Source organism: Bacillus haimaensis (assembly GCF_048270625.1).
Taxonomy (GTDB): domain Bacteria; phylum Bacillota; class Bacilli; order Bacillales; family Bacillaceae_I; genus Sutcliffiella_A; species Sutcliffiella_A haimaensis.
The window spans coordinates 829862-844262 of record NZ_CP158164.1; the positions used below are offsets into that span (position 1 = coordinate 829862).

The 14401-nt window shown below is 44.9% G+C and carries 13 protein-coding genes and 1 other annotated feature; of the genes, 12 read left to right on the forward strand and 1 reads right to left on the reverse strand.

Translation table 11 applies throughout. The features are described from left to right. The first annotated feature begins 43 nt into the window (after nucleotides 1-43). The 7 genes from ABN702_RS03955 (at nucleotide 44) to ABN702_RS03985 (ending at nucleotide 8537) form a co-directional block, all read left to right on the forward strand. On the forward strand, nucleotides 44-1510 hold the full coding sequence (locus tag ABN702_RS03955; RefSeq protein ID WP_417899486.1) for a CoA-acylating methylmalonate-semialdehyde dehydrogenase: 1467 nt from the start codon (nucleotides 44-46) through the stop codon (nucleotides 1508-1510). Between the two features lie 69 nt (nucleotides 1511-1579). Further along, nucleotides 1580-2932 (forward strand): aspartate aminotransferase family protein, encoded by a 1353-nt coding sequence (locus ABN702_RS03960; RefSeq protein ID WP_417900816.1) that lies wholly within the window; start codon nucleotides 1580-1582, stop codon nucleotides 2930-2932. A gap of 57 nt (nucleotides 2933-2989) precedes the next feature. Then, nucleotides 2990-4048 (forward strand): AI-2E family transporter, encoded by a 1059-nt coding sequence (locus tag ABN702_RS03965; RefSeq protein ID WP_417899487.1) that lies wholly within the window; start codon nucleotides 2990-2992, stop codon nucleotides 4046-4048. Between the two features lie 42 nt (nucleotides 4049-4090). Further along, nucleotides 4091-4303, forward strand: a binding site (T-box leader). Between the two features lie 535 nt (nucleotides 4304-4838). Further along, nucleotides 4839-7472, forward strand: a complete 2634-nt coding sequence (alaS, locus tag ABN702_RS03970; protein WP_417899488.1) for an alanine--tRNA ligase — start codon at nucleotides 4839-4841, stop codon at nucleotides 7470-7472. Between the two features lie 77 nt (nucleotides 7473-7549). Beyond that, nucleotides 7550-7816 (forward strand): IreB family regulatory phosphoprotein, encoded by a 267-nt coding sequence (locus ABN702_RS03975; protein ID WP_417899489.1) that lies wholly within the window; start codon nucleotides 7550-7552, stop codon nucleotides 7814-7816. Between the two features lie 3 nt (nucleotides 7817-7819). Further along, nucleotides 7820-8236, forward strand: a complete 417-nt coding sequence (ruvX, locus tag ABN702_RS03980; protein ID WP_417899490.1) for a Holliday junction resolvase RuvX — start codon at nucleotides 7820-7822, stop codon at nucleotides 8234-8236. A 16-nt stretch (nucleotides 8237-8252) separates the two neighbouring features. Next, on the forward strand, nucleotides 8253-8537 hold the full coding sequence (locus ABN702_RS03985) for a DUF1292 domain-containing protein (protein ID WP_204416015.1): 285 nt from the start codon (nucleotides 8253-8255) through the stop codon (nucleotides 8535-8537). 53 nt (nucleotides 8538-8590) lie between these two features. On the opposite strand, the gene ABN702_RS03990 is transcribed toward ABN702_RS03985, so the two are convergent. After that, nucleotides 8591-9043, reverse strand: coding sequence for an Rrf2 family transcriptional regulator (locus ABN702_RS03990; RefSeq protein ID WP_417899491.1), 453 nt, complete (start codon nucleotides 9041-9043; stop codon nucleotides 8591-8593). Nucleotides 9044-9358: 315 nt separating this feature from the next. On the opposite strand from ABN702_RS03990, the gene mltG reads away from it, so the two are divergent. The 5 genes from mltG (at nucleotide 9359) to udk (ending at nucleotide 14383) form a co-directional block, all read left to right on the forward strand. Then, nucleotides 9359-10483 (forward strand): endolytic transglycosylase MltG, encoded by a 1125-nt coding sequence (gene mltG, locus ABN702_RS03995; RefSeq protein ID WP_417899492.1) that lies wholly within the window; start codon nucleotides 9359-9361, stop codon nucleotides 10481-10483. A 162-nt stretch (nucleotides 10484-10645) separates the two neighbouring features. Further along, on the forward strand, nucleotides 10646-11338 hold the full coding sequence (locus tag ABN702_RS04000; RefSeq protein ID WP_417899493.1) for an O-methyltransferase: 693 nt from the start codon (nucleotides 10646-10648) through the stop codon (nucleotides 11336-11338). Next, nucleotides 11335-12261, forward strand: a complete 927-nt coding sequence (locus tag ABN702_RS04005) for a peptidase U32 family protein (RefSeq protein ID WP_417899494.1) — start codon at nucleotides 11335-11337, stop codon at nucleotides 12259-12261. The genes ABN702_RS04000 and ABN702_RS04005 overlap by 4 nt, the downstream gene beginning before the upstream one ends. Before the next feature lie 210 nt (nucleotides 12262-12471). Continuing rightward, nucleotides 12472-13743 (forward strand): peptidase U32 family protein, encoded by a 1272-nt coding sequence (locus ABN702_RS04010; protein WP_417899495.1) that lies wholly within the window; start codon nucleotides 12472-12474, stop codon nucleotides 13741-13743. A gap of 4 nt (nucleotides 13744-13747) precedes the next feature. Continuing rightward, a complete protein-coding gene (gene udk, locus ABN702_RS04015) occupies nucleotides 13748-14383 on the forward strand; it encodes a uridine kinase (protein WP_417899496.1) in 636 nt (211 codons plus the stop codon). The last annotated feature ends 18 nt before the right edge of the window (nucleotides 14384-14401 follow it).

The window sequence follows — 14401 nt, forward strand, 5'->3', positions numbered from 1 at the left end:
ATAGGCATAAGTTCTAAAAATTCAAAAAACGGGAGGTAGTCTAATGACAACAACGTCAAAGGATACGGTCGTACTACAAAATTATATTAACGGGAAGTGGGTGGACTCTAGAGGTTCGGAGACCTTTGATGTCGAAAACCCGGCAACGAAGGAATGCCTGGCAAGGGTTCCGTTCTCGACCAAAGAGGATGTAGAGGATGCAGTCAAGGCTGCCAAAGCCGCCTTTCAAACATGGCGGAATGTCCCTGTCCCGAAACGGGCACGCATTATGTATGAATACCACCACCTCTTAACAGAGCGTCACGAAGAGCTCGCCAAGCTCATTGTTTCAGAGAACGGAAAGGCTTATAAAGAGGCATATGGAGAAGTGCAGCGGGGCTTGGAGTGTGTCGAATTTGCCGCAGGGACGCCAACCCTGATGATGGGTGAAACCTTGGCAAATATCGCCGAAGAAATAGATTCGAGCATGTATCGCTATCCGCTGGGGGTGGTCGGAGGGATTACACCATTCAATTTCCCGATGATGGTACCATTGTGGATGTTCCCTCTAGCCATTGCCTGCGGGAATACTTTTGTACTGAAACCATCCGAAAGGACGCCACTACTGGCTAATCGTTTAGTCGAGCTGTTCACCCAGGCCGGTGCACCGGATGGGGTGTTGAACATTGTCCATGGGGCGCATGATGTGGTCAATGGCCTGCTTGATCATGAGGATGTAAAAGCCATTTCCTTTGTAGGATCGCAGCCGGTTGCAAAATATGTGTATAAAAGATCAGCGGCAAACGGGAAGCGGGTTCAGGCACTATCGGGAGCAAAAAATCATCATGTGGTCATGCCGGATTGTGATATCGAAAAAGCTGCACAGCATATATTAACATCAGCATTCGGTAGTGCAGGACAGCGATGCATGGCCTGCAGTGCGGTAGTCGTGGTGGGTGACAACGATAAGTTTGTCGAGGAGCTGAGAGTGAAGGCGGATGCCTTGTCAATCGGAAATGGGATGGATGAGGAAGTGTTGTTGACTCCGGTTATTCGCGATAGTCACAGGGAAAAAGTGATCGGCTACATTAAACAGGGAGTGGCAGAAGGTGCTACACTTCTCAGAGATGGCAGAAAGGAGATGGAAGATCTGACAGAAGGAAACTATCTGGGACCTACCATTTTTGATCATGTAAAACCTGACATGACGATAGCAAAAGAGGAGATCTTTGCCCCTGTATTGAGTTTGCTGAGAGCTAGTGATCTTGATGAGGCACTTGCGCACATTGAAAAGTCCCGTTTCGGCAACGGAGCCACCATCTATACAAAGGATGCAAAGGCGGTGCGACAGTTCAGGGAAGAGGCGGATGCCGGGATGATCGGGGTCAATGTCGGGGTACCTGCAACAATGGCATTCTTCCCATTCTCCGGATGGAAAGATTCTTTCTATGGCGACCTTCATGTCAACGGAAAAGATGGGCTGAACTTCTATACCCGCAAAAAAATGATCACTTCCAGGTTCGACTTTTAAAAAGGGATAAACCAATAAATGTAAAAAGGGGTCAGGCCCCTCAAGAAAGGTGTGGTTGCTTTGGTTCGGATGGATCAGGCGCATGAGCAGGATTTGCTGGCTAGTGATGAGCGTTATGTATGGCATTCCATGAAGCCTTATAGTCCACAGGGGACGATGGTGGTGAAAGAGGCGAAGGGTGCTTGGGTGACGGATGTGGATGGGAAAAGGTATCTGGACGGCATGTCAGGACTATGGTGTGTAAATGTTGGATATGGCCGCACCGAGCTTGCTGAAGCGGCTTACGTGCAGTTGAAGGAGCTTGCCTACTTCCCATTGACGCAGAGTCATGTTCCCGCCATCAGGCTTGCTGAGAAACTGAATGAATGGCTCAAGGATGAGTATGTTATTTTCTTCTCTAACAGCGGATCGGAAGCGAACGAGACCGCCTTCAAGATTGCAAGGCAATATCATCTGCAATGCGGCGACCAGAGCCGCTATAAGATTGTGTCCAGGTACAGGTCCTATCATGGCAATACGATGGGATCGCTTGCGGCAACTGGACAGGCGCAGAGAAAGTACAAATACGAACCGCTGGCACCTGGGTTTGTCCATGTTCCGCCGCCTGACACATACCGAATGGAGGAGCCGATAACCACAGATCCGATGAGGCTCAGGAGTGTAAAAGATGTTGACCAGGCTATGACATGGGAGCTGAGTGAGACGATTGCCGCCATGATTATGGAGCCGATCATTACTGGTGGGGGAATCCTGACACCGCCGGATGGCTACATGAAAGCTGTCAGTGAGGTTTGCAAAAAGCACGGTGCCCTCCTCATTGTGGATGAAGTGATTTGCGGCTTTGGCCGGACCGGCATGCCATTCGGCTTCATGAACTATGATGTGAAACCTGATATCATCACCATGGCAAAGGGGATAACAAGTGCCTATCTTCCATTATCCGCAACAGCCGTCAAAAAGGAAATCTACGAGAAGTTCAAGGGGGCGGAGGAATATGACTATTTCCGTCATGTAAACACCTTTGGCGGAAGCCCTGCATCCTGCGCGCTTGCGCTGAAGAATCTGGAGATCATGGAAAATGAGAAATTGATTGAACGGTCAGCTGAAAAAGGGAAAGTCCTGCTTGGTGAGTTGAAATCCAGACTCTCTACCCACCCGTTTGTCGGAGATGTCCGCGGGAAGGGACTGCTTGTAGGTATTGAACTGGTTTCCAATCGAGACACGAAAGAACCGATCTCCCTCGATAAAATCAATAGTGTCATTGCAAGCTGCAAGCAAAAAGGTCTTATCATCGGGAAGAACGGTGCGACTGTTGCGGGGTACAATAATGTCCTGACATTGGCGCCACCTCTTTCCATTGAGGATGAGGATCTGCAGTTTATTATAAAGACAGTCTCGGAATCAATTCTGGCTCTTGATTAAAACGACTGCATAATAATTGAAAACTTAATAGACAATAACGAGTAGGAGGCGTTTCGCTTGAACAATCAGTGGAAATGGCTTTTACGCCTAGGTACACTTCTACTCGTTATGATCATTTTGTATGTTTGGATGAAGCTTAGCCCGTTCTGGACTCCGATACTACGAATCATTCTGACTGTAAGCATTCCATTCTTTATCAGTGTTTTTATTACATACCTGCTGCATCCGGTGGTCGAATATACGCATAACCGAGGCTTGCCGAGGCCGGTTGCCATCCTGATCATCTACCTGTTGTTTTTCGGCGGAATCGGGTTGCTAGGGTACAAAGGTATCCCGGTCATCATTGATCAATTATGGGAGCTATCCGAAAACTTCCCAAGGCTTGCTCAGACATACAGCGACTGGATCAAGCAGATCCACACCAGTACATCCAGTTGGCCGGACGGTATTCACGATAGGGTGGATCAGACATTTTCGGAATTTGAAGAAATGCTCTCCAGCCTCCTTGTAAAAGTGATTGCAGGATTGAAGGGGCTTCTGAACTCTTTTTTTATTCTCATTGTCATCCCGTTCATCGTTTTCTATCTCTTAAAGGATTATGACCAGGTGAAAAAGACGGTCTGGTATCTGACGCCAAGAAAATGGCGAAAACCAGGTATGGCCTTTCTGCATGACGTCGACCAATCACTTGGCAGCTATATCAGGGGGCAATTGACGGTCTGTATCATAATAGGCCTCCTTGCAACGGTCAGTCTGTGGCTTACCGGCATGCGATATCCCTTGGTGATGGGTGTGATTATCGGGATAACCAATATCATCCCCTACTTTGGACCGGTAATCGGTGCATTTCCGGCTATCATTATCGCTGCCACCATATCAGTGAAAATGGTGTTCCTTGTTATTATCATCATCTTCGGATTACAGTTCATAGAAGGTAATATCCTTTCCCCGCTGATAGTGGGGAAAAGCCTGCATATACACCCGGTTCTGATCATCCTTGCCCTTTTGATCGGCGGTGAAATTGCCGGTGTTGTCGGATTGATTTTGGCTGTTCCTGTTTTTGCTGTTTTAAAAGTGACCATCACTCATATCAGCAGTCATTTTATCAAGCATTGACAAACCGGGAGGAGGTTGCATATAATCTTTACATCTACATATTTTAATTCAAAGAAGGATCGAGTATGCTAAAGCCCTTCCTAGTAGAGAGGAATTCCTCAGGCTGAAAGAATTCCAGGAAGAAGAATGGCAGAAAGCTAATCCGGAGTGCGGGGTAAAATCCTGCCGGTTTGCACCGTTAAAGCATCTGAGAGATGATGGTCAAGTACCGTCATAATCAGGGTGGTACCGCGAGAATACACTCTCGTCCCTGTTTTGGGGACGGGAGTTTTTTGTTTTTTTGGCTACCTTTAAAATAGAGTTGCCACATTGAACACCCTGTTGGTTGCAGCGAGAGGGTTCGCTTATCCAGTAAGGCCTTGGGAGCCTCCTCGGCGCTTTGCGCCTGCGGGGTCTCCCTCGACACGCTGCTCCCGCAGGACAAGGAAGGCTTCGGAAGCGATACATCGCACGCAGAAAATGCCTGCATTTTCAAGGAGTCTCACCCCTTACGCTCCAACCAACAGGGGAAAGCAATATCACCAATGAGTTCTATCAAACCAAAGACTTTTTTCGAGAAGTTTATTGCTTTAAAAAAATGTTTAAAACCGTCAGTGGGTTGTAGCGGAAGGTACTTGACTCCTGCGGGAGATGGAGGGAATGGGAGACCCCGCAGGCGAAGCCGAGGAGGCTCCCATCCCTCCCCGCGCGGCGCTGAGTACCTGAAGCGGAAAGCCACGGGCATCATTTTTTAATCAAAACTATAACCTTGCGAAAAGAGACTTTCAAAAATAAAGGAGGATATATCGAAATGAAACACTTAACTTCTGCGCAAGTCAGACAAATGTTTTTAGATTTCTTCAAAGAAAAAGGACACTCTGTAGAACCAAGTGCATCACTTGTTCCACATGAAGACCCTTCCCTTTTATGGATCAACAGCGGGGTGGCAACACTTAAAAAGTATTTTGACGGAAGAGTGATTCCGCAAAACCCACGCATATGCAACGCACAAAAATCGATTCGTACAAACGATATTGAAAATGTAGGGAAAACAGCTCGACATCACACATTCTTTGAAATGCTAGGGAACTTTTCCATTGGAGAATACTTCAAGAAAGAAGCAATCGACTGGGCATGGGAGTTTCTTACAAGCAAGGAGTGGATCGGCTTTGAAGCTGAAAAGCTTTCCGTGACCATCCATCCGGAGGACGAGGAAGCATACCGTTATTGGAATGAAGTAATCGGGATTCCAGCAGAGAGAATCATCCGCCTTGAGGGGAACTTCTGGGATATCGGGGAAGGTCCAAGTGGTCCGAACACAGAGATTTTCTATGACCGCGGGGAATCCTACGGAAATGACGAGAACGACCCTGAGCTTTATCCTGGTGGGGAAAATGAGCGTTATCTGGAAATATGGAATCTTGTATTCTCCGAGTTCAACCATAATCCTGATGGCACCTACACACCGCTGCCGAAGAAAAACATTGATACAGGTATGGGCTTGGAGCGTATGGTTTCTGTTATTCAGGACGTACCGACAAACTTTGATACTGACCTGTTCATCCCGATCATCCAAGCGACAGAGAACGTATCAGGTGAGAAATACGGAATCGAGTATGATAAAGATGTGGCATTCAAAGTAATCGCTGATCATGTTCGTACTGTAACATTCGCTGTAGGCGACGGAGCGCTTCCATCCAATGAGGGCCGCGGCTATGTATTGCGTCGTCTATTAAGAAGAGCGGTCCGCTATGCAAAACAGCTTGGAATCAATCGCCCGTTCATGCATGACCTTGTTCCTGTCGTGGCAGAAATCATGGTCGACTTCTACCCGGAAGTAAAAGAAAAGAAGGAATTTATCCAACGAGTGATCAAGACGGAGGAAGAGCGTTTCCACGAAACATTGAATGATGGTCTTGCTATTCTTTCCACTGTCATTGCAAAAGCGAAGGAAGAAGGCATTAATGTCATCTCCGGAGCAGATGCGTTCCGTCTTTATGATACGTACGGATTCCCGGTGGAGCTGACAGAAGAGTATGTAGAAGAACAGGGAATGACCTTGGATCATGCAGGTTTTGAAAAGGAAATGGAAATGCAGCGTGAACGTGCTCGTTCTGCCCGCCAGGATGTGGATTCCATGCAGGTTCAATCCGGAATTCTAGGAGAAATCCGATCTCAAAGTACGTTTGTTGGGTACAATCAGTTATCAACTACATCCACCATCTCCGTTATTGTTAAAAATGGGGAGCTTGTGGATTCTGCTGAAGCAGGTGAAGAAGTGCAGGTCATCCTTTCCGAAACTCCTTTCTATGCTGAAAGCGGTGGACAGGTAGCGGACCACGGATATATTGCCGGTGAAAGTGGAAGAGGCTTTGTAAAGGATGTTCAAAAGGCTCCAAACGGCCAGAACCTACACACTATCCTTGTTGAAGAAGGTGTACTGAACAGGGAGCAGGCCGTAAAAGCGGAAGTGCATGCAAACAACCGTGCGCAAATCATCAAAAACCATACAGCTACACATATCCTGCATCAGGCCCTGAAAGATGTTTTGGGTACACATGTCAATCAGGCAGGATCTCAAGTAACAGCAGATCGACTGCGATTCGACTTCTCCCACTTCGGGCAGGTAACGCAGGAGGAAATCGAAAAAATTGAGGGAATCGTCAACGAAAAGATCTGGGCGAACCTGGATGTTGTCATTGAAAACAAATCCATTTCAGAAGCAAAAGCGATGGGAGCAATGGCATTATTCGGCGAAAAATATGGGGACATCGTACGTGTGGTTCAGGTGGACGACTACAGCCTTGAGCTTTGTGGGGGATGCCATGTACAGAACACCTCTGTAATCGGCCTATTCAAAATCGTGTCTGAATCCGGTATCGGTGCAGGAACACGCCGTATGGAGGCAGTAACCGGTGAAGGTGCGTACCGTCTATTGAATGATCAGGTACAGCTGTTAAAGGATGCTGCTGCCAAACTGAAAACGAAGCCACAGGAAGTAGGAAGCAGAATCGACGTCCTTCTTTCAGATATGAAGGAGCTTCAAAGAGAAAACCAATCCCTTGCTGCTAAACTTGGAAACATTGAAGCATCCAGTCTTTCTGACAAAGCGAAGGAAGTTAATGGTGTGACCATGCTAGTAAGTAAAGTGGCAGGAACGGATATGAACAATCTCCGTACAATGGTTGATGATTTAAAAACCAAGCTTGGTTCTGCTATCATAGTACTTGCAAGTGTACAGGATGGAAAAGTGAACATTTCTGCTGGTGTAACGAAAGATTTAATTGAGAAGGGCCACCATGCCGGGAAAATCGTAAAAGAAGTGGCTACCCGTTGCGGCGGTGGCGGTGGCGGCCGTCCTGATATGGCTCAAGCTGGCGGAAAAAACCCGGAACAAGTCGACCAGGCGCTACAATCTGTGGAAGAATGTATAAAATCCGTTTAACATTGTTGAAAATTGGTGTACAATAAAGGTAACAATTTACAAGCAGATTAAAGAAGTCTAAAAGAGAGGTGCATACCATGAGCTCCTTTGACAAAACGATGAAGTTCAACTTCCAAGAAGAAACAATGGAAGCAAATGTAAATGAAGTATTATCGACAGTACATGATGCATTACAAGAGAAAGGGTACAACCCGATCAACCAAATTGTCGGCTACCTCCTTTCTGGTGACCCTGCTTACATTCCACGTCACAAGGATGCAAGATCATTAATACGTAAAATTGAGAGGGACGAGCTAATCGAAGAATTAGTGAAGTCTTATCTAAACCAGCATCGCAAGGAGTAGTACATGCGCATTTTAGGCTTAGACGTAGGTTCCAAAACGGTAGGAGTTGCCATCAGTGATGAAATGGGATGGACTGCTCAAGGATTGGAAACGATAAAAATTGATGAAGCGGTAAAGAACCTCGGCTTTAAGCGGTTGAAGCAGATAATTGCTGAATACAAGCCTGAAAAAGTGGTCATTGGGCTTCCGAAGAACATGAACGGCACCATTGGCCCTCGAGGGGAAGCAAGCCGGCATTACGGTGACATGCTGACTGCAAAAACCGGACTCCCAGTCATCTACTGGGACGAAAGGCTTTCTACTGTAGCAGCAGAGAGGATCCTGCTCTCTGCTGACGTAAGTAGAAAAAAAAGAAAACAAGTAATAGACAAAATGGCTGCAGTAGTGATTCTGCAAGGATACCTGGATAGCCAACAATAAACCTGAGGTGAATAGAATGGAACACGGTGAAAAGCAAATTACAGTAGTAGACGAAGACGGCAACGAACAGCTTTGTGAGGTTTTATTTACTTTCGAATCAGAAGAATTCGGAAAGTCTTACGTTCTTTACTATCCAGTTGGAGCGGAAAATGACGATGAGGACGATATCGAAATCCACGCTTCCAGCTTTGTGCCAAACGAAGAAAACGAAGAAGGCGAACTTCAACCGGTTGAAACGGATGAAGAGTGGGATATGATTGAAGAAATGCTAAATACATTCATGGCTGAGGACGAGGAATAAACCGTACTCAACGCATAAAAAGAGCAAGCCCGGATATCCGGACTTGCTCTTTTTTACGTGGATGGTTTTGGACGCTCAAATAACAAGGAAGACAGCTGTTCCTTATTTGAAGCAAGGTCTTCCAGGCTATACTGATCCAGTACGGACAAGAATGCCTGGGTAGCTTGATGTAGGGCCCCCTTTAGTTTACATGCGGGGGACAAAATGCAGGTTTGATGGTCCTGAAAACATTCCACTATATGAAAGTCCTCTTCTGTATTTCTCACCACGTCCCCAATTTTGATGTTTTTTGGGGAAACGGCAAGCCTCAGGCCTCCGTTGCGGCCCCTGATCGTTTCTATGTATCCTAATTTCCCAAGGTGGAAAATGACTTTCATCAAATGGTTTTTGGAAATGCCGTAGGAATCCGCAATGTCCTTGATCTGGACGAGTTTTTCCGAAGATGGCACACTAGCTAAATATATTAATACTCGCAAGGAGTAGTCGGTATACATGGTTAATTTCATAATCTCCCTCCACCTTCATTTTACCACAAATTTTCTGTTTTCATAAAAAGTTAAACGTATGTCCCAAAGCAAGCCGCTGTTGCATGAAAGCGAACGGTGCAGTAAACGATAAGAAAATAAGGGCTGCCAGTAGTTTAAAGGTTATTCTCCTGAAGAAAATATTAGTATTTATATACCTAAAGACCTAGTTTTCGTCGAATGAAATAGGTAATTGTACACGATAAAAGTGTCGAAAATCCAAAAGAATAAATATTTTTGTCAAAATTTAAATGAAATTGTTGTATAATTAATAATTGTGCGAGAGGGGGTCTTTTTTTGTCTGAGAAAAAGAGTAAAGACTATATCGAAGAGAAGTTAAAAGAGAAGCACCATGAGGCGAAAATTGTTCGCCGCATCGTATTTACTGTATTTGTCATTCTAATGCTAGTCCTAACCGGTGTAATTGGCGGCGGATATTTTTACATAAAAAATGCCTTGAAACCAGTTGATGAACAAAATAAAGAAACAAAGCAAATAGAAATACCGATCGGGTCTTCCCCGACAACCATCGGAAAAATCCTGGAGGAAAACGGGATTGTTCATAACGCGAAGATATTTCGTTATTATGTAAAATTTAAAAGTGAATCCGGATTCCAGGCTGGCGAGTACGCATTCAGCCCAGCCATGTCCCTGGATGAAATTATCGGTCAGTTGAAACAGGGCCGAGTCATGCAGGAGGTTGTTTTCCAAGTCACCATTCCGGAAGGACGACAGCTTACCCAGATTGCCACGATCCTGGCAAGCAGAACAAATATTGAGGAAGAGGAATTCCTTGAGGTCGTAAATGATCCTGAGTTTGTTCAGAAGATGATCGATAAGTATCCATCCATTCTGACCGACGAAGTCTTGAACGAGGAAGTGAAATACCCTCTGGAAGGCTATCTGTTTCCTGCTACCTATCCATTTTATAAAGAGGATCCGACTGTAGAGGAGATCATTGAAACGATGCTGCAAAAAACAGTTGAAGTAGTCGCAGAATATCAAGATCTTATGCGTCAAAAGGAATATACACCGCATCAGCTGCTTACAATGGCAAGCATGATTGAAGCGGAGGCAACCAATCAGTCAGATCGTGAATTTATTGCCAGTGTGTTCTACAATCGTCTGGAGATCGATATGGCTCTTCAAACGGATCCCACCGTCCTATATGCCCTTGGGGAGCATAAGGATCGGACCCTATATGAACATTTGGAAGTGGATTCACCTTATAACACTTACCTTAATACAGGGATGCCGCCTGGACCGATTGCCAATGCAGGTGCATCATCCATTGATGCCGCATTGAAGCCGGCCGACTCCGAGTATTTCTACTTCCTGGCAACACCTGATGGTGAAGTGCTATTCAATGAAACATTGGAAGAACATAACATCGATAAAGCCAAATATATCACAAATAACTAACTGTATATGAAAGTGATGGGAATGCGAAATTAATTCGCATTCCCATTATTTTTATGATAAAATATATCGAGTTGTTTAAAAGAAGAAGCTTTCTCACACACAAGAGTTCCTCAAACAGGGGTGAACTCTATTTTCTTGTGTAAGAAATGCTTTTGACTATATATGTATGATCAAGTGAAGGGAGGACCACACTTGGGAATTAATCATGATAAAATTGTCACCTATCTGGATTCTCTTATCCTGCCCAGAGATGAAGCCATTACAAAAATGGAAAAGCTAGCAGAAAAAGAGAATGTTCCGATCATGGATTTGGTAGGAATGGAAACATTATTGCAGCTGCTGAGACTCTCAAGCCCGAAAAGAATTCTTGAAATAGGTGCAGCAATTGGATATTCTTCCATTCGAATGGCCAAGGCCCTGCCGGAAGCAAAGGTTGTAACCATTGAACGAGATGAAATCAGATACGAGCAAGCAGTGAAACATATAAAAGAAACAGGGCTTACAGAAAACATTCAGCTTGTTTTCGGGGACGCACTGGAAGTTTTTGAACATATCGAAAAAGAAGGTCCGTATGACTTTATTTTTATTGATGCAGCCAAAGGCCAGTATGAGAAATTCTTTACGATGTATGAGCCTCTTTTGGCCGAAAACGGGGTCATCATTACAGACAATGTATTATTTAAAGGCCTGGTTGCCGAAGCGCATGAAACGGTAGAGCCGAAGCGAATTAGGAATCTGGTGAAGAAAATTGACCATTTCAATCATTGGCTGATGAATCATCCTGACTATGTGACATCGATTCTGCCTGTTGGAGACGGGATTGCCATTAGTAAACGAAGAGGTGAAAAACGATGAAAAAACCTGAACTGTTAGTAACTCCAAAAGACATTGCGAACATGCGTGACCTATTGGAAGCGGGAGCGGATGCTTTCGTCATCGGTGAACAACGATATGGTCTGAGACTTGCAGGAGAGTTTGACCGTTCCCAGGTTGCCCTGGCCATTGAACTGGCTCATGCACAGAACAAAAAGGTTTATGTGGCGATGAACGCACTTTTTCATAATGAAAAGGTGGACGAGTTATCCGACTATTTATCCTTCCTTGAGCAAGCAAAAGCGGATGCTGTCATTTTTGGTGACCCGGCTGTACTGATGGCTGCAAGGGAAGCAGCGCCGTCCTTGAAGCTGCACTGGAACACGGAAACGACTGCAACCAACTACTACACCTGCAACTACTGGGGCCGCAAAGGTGCAAAGCGGGCAGTGTTGGCAAGGGAACTCAATATGGATGCCATTGTGGAAATGAAGGAGAATGCCGAAGTGGAAATCGAAGTACAGGTGCACGGAATGACCTGTATGTTCCAATCGAAACGTTCTCTGATCGGCCACTATTTCGAATACCAAGGAAAATCCATGGAAGTCGAAAAGGCGAAAGATAAAGCTATGATCCTGCATGATAATGAACGAAACAATAAGTATCCTATTTTTGAAGACGAAAATGGAACTCACATCATGAGTCCGAATGACATGTGCATCATCGATGAGCTTGAAGAAATGATTGATGCCGAGGTTGACAGCTTCAAGATTGATGGTGTATTGCAGACGCCTGAATATATCGTGGAGGCGACAAAGCGCTACCGCAAGGCAATCGACCTTTGTGTGGAAGACCGTGAAGAATATGAAAATGTAAAAGAGGACCTTCTTGCCGAGCTGGAAGAACAACAGCAGGAACATCGTCCATTAGATACAGGCTTTTTCTTTAAAGAGACGGTTTATTAAGAAGGCTCTTTTCGTAAAGTTTGTTGCTTATGTCCGTGAAAAATCGGCTTTTGGATTTTTTAAAGCACTTATCCACCATATAATTCAAAGAGATAATCTACTACACGGGAAAAGAGCACGAAAGTGAATAATATTACGTGTTTAAGTTGGATACGTCAAAAGCAACTATGCATGCGAAAACAGCCATTAAGAAGAAAAGGAGGCAACAGGATGACAACTTATGTGAATGATAAGATTTCAAAAATCGTAGACGGCAAACGTGTGATTGTGAAAAAGCCTGAGCTTCTTGCGCCTGCCGGCAATCTGGAAAAGCTTAAAATTGCCGTACATTATGGCGCCGATGCAGTGTTTATTGGTGGCCAGGAATACGGATTGCGTTCCAATGCCGGTAACTTTTCACACGAAGAGATGGCGGAAGGAGTTCAATTCGCAGAAAAGTATGGTGCCAGAATCTATGTAACAACCAATATATTCGCTCATAATGAAAATATTGAGGGTTTGGATGAATATCTAATCGGTCTGGAGAAAGCAGGGGTTCATGGAATCATCGTTGCTGACCCATTGATCATTGAAACATGCCGCCGTGTGGCACCAAAGCTTGAGGTGCATTTAAGTACTCAGCAATCCTTGTCAAACTGGAAGGCAGTCCAATTCTGGAAGGAAGAGGGGCTGGAGCGTGTGGTACTTGCACGTGAAACAAGTGCAGAGGAAATCCGTGAAATGAAAGAAAAGGTGGACATCGAAATCGAGTCTTTCATCCATGGTGCGATGTGTATCGCCTATTCGGGTCGCTGTACGCTAAGTAACCATATGACAGCACGTGACTCCAATCGTGGAGGCTGTTGTCAGTCATGTCGTTGGGATTATGATTTGTATGAATTGAATGATGGCAAGGAACAGGCACTTTTTGCAGAAAATGATGCAGCATTTGCCATGAGTCCGAAAGATCTGAAGCTGATTGAATCGATACCAAAGATGATCGAGCTTGGCATTGACAGCTTGAAAATTGAAGGCCGTATGAAATCAATCCATTACGTGGCAACAGTAGTAAGTGTATACCGCAAAGTCATTGATGCATACTGTGCAGATCCGGAAAACTTTGTGATTCAGCCAGAATGGCTTGAAGAGCTTGATAAGTGTGCGAACCGTGAAACGGCTACAGCGTTTTTCGAAGGCGTGCCCGGGTATAAGGAGCAGATGTTTGGTAATCATAGCAAGAAGACAACCTTTGATTTCGTAGGCTTGGTGCTTGATTATGATGCAGAAACACAAATGGTTACGCTGCAGCAACGAAACTTTTTCAAGCCAGGGGAAGAAGTGGAATTCTTTGGACCTGAAATTGAAAACTTCAAACAAAAGATAGAGAAGATTTGGGACGAGGACGGTCGGGAGCTTGATGCTGCGCGCCATCCATTGCAAATTGTGAAATTCAAAGTCGAAAAGCCGATCTATCCAAACAACATGATGCGAAAGGGGCAGTAACAGGATGGGGAAAAGACCAATCGTGATCGGTGTAGCTGGTGGATCTGGCTCAGGAAAGACGAGTGTTACTAAAGCAATATTTGATCATTTTACAGAGAAATCAATTTTAATGCTCGAACAGGATTACTATTACAAGGATCAGGCGGATGTAGCTTTTGAAGAACGATTAAAAACGAACTACGATCACCCGCTTGCGTTTGATAATGATCTGCTGATTCAGCATATACAGAGTTTATTAAGCTACGACTCAGTCAACAAGCCGGTCTATGATTATACCCTTCACACAAGATCCTCCCAGGTGGTCGAGGTCGAGCCGAAGGAAGTTATCATTGTAGAAGGAATTTTGGTATTAGAAGACGAGCGTTTGCGCAACTTAATGGATATCAAGCTTTTTGTGGATACGGATGCCGATATCCGCATCATCCGCAGAATGCTCCGGGATATAAAAGATAGGGGACGCACGATTGATTCGGTCATTGAGCAGTATGTGACCGTTGTGCGCCCGATGCATAATCAATTCATTGAACCGACGAAGCGATATGCCGACATTATCATCCCTGAAGGCGGACAAAATCATGTTGCCATCGATTTAATGGTAACAAAAATTCAAACAATTCTTGAACAAAAGGACATTTTGTAATAACATATGAGAAGTTAG

Excerpts from the sequence above, each read along its gene's own strand:
- alaS (WP_417899488.1), top strand. The coding sequence starts at position 4,839 with ATGAAACACTTAACTTCTGCGCAAGTCAGACAAATGTTTTTAGATTTC.
- udk (WP_417899496.1), top strand. The coding sequence starts at position 13,748 with ATGGGGAAAAGACCAATCGTGATCGGTGTAGCTGGTGGATCTGGCTCA.
- ABN702_RS03955 (WP_417899486.1), top strand. The coding sequence starts at position 44 with ATGACAACAACGTCAAAGGATACGGTCGTACTACAAAATTATATTAAC.
- ruvX (WP_417899490.1), top strand. The coding sequence starts at position 7,820 with ATGCGCATTTTAGGCTTAGACGTAGGTTCCAAAACGGTAGGAGTTGCC.
- ABN702_RS04005 (WP_417899494.1), top strand. The coding sequence starts at position 11,335 with ATGAAAAAACCTGAACTGTTAGTAACTCCAAAAGACATTGCGAACATG.
- ABN702_RS03985 (WP_204416015.1), top strand. The coding sequence starts at position 8,253 with ATGGAACACGGTGAAAAGCAAATTACAGTAGTAGACGAAGACGGCAAC.
- ABN702_RS04010 (WP_417899495.1), top strand. The coding sequence starts at position 12,472 with ATGACAACTTATGTGAATGATAAGATTTCAAAAATCGTAGACGGCAAA.
- ABN702_RS03960 (WP_417900816.1), top strand. The coding sequence starts at position 1,580 with ATGGATCAGGCGCATGAGCAGGATTTGCTGGCTAGTGATGAGCGTTAT.
- ABN702_RS03990 (WP_417899491.1), bottom strand. The coding sequence starts at position 9,043 with ATGAAATTAACCATGTATACCGACTACTCCTTGCGAGTATTAATATAT.
- ABN702_RS03975 (WP_417899489.1), top strand. The coding sequence starts at position 7,550 with ATGAGCTCCTTTGACAAAACGATGAAGTTCAACTTCCAAGAAGAAACA.
- ABN702_RS04000 (WP_417899493.1), top strand. The coding sequence starts at position 10,646 with ATGTATGATCAAGTGAAGGGAGGACCACACTTGGGAATTAATCATGAT.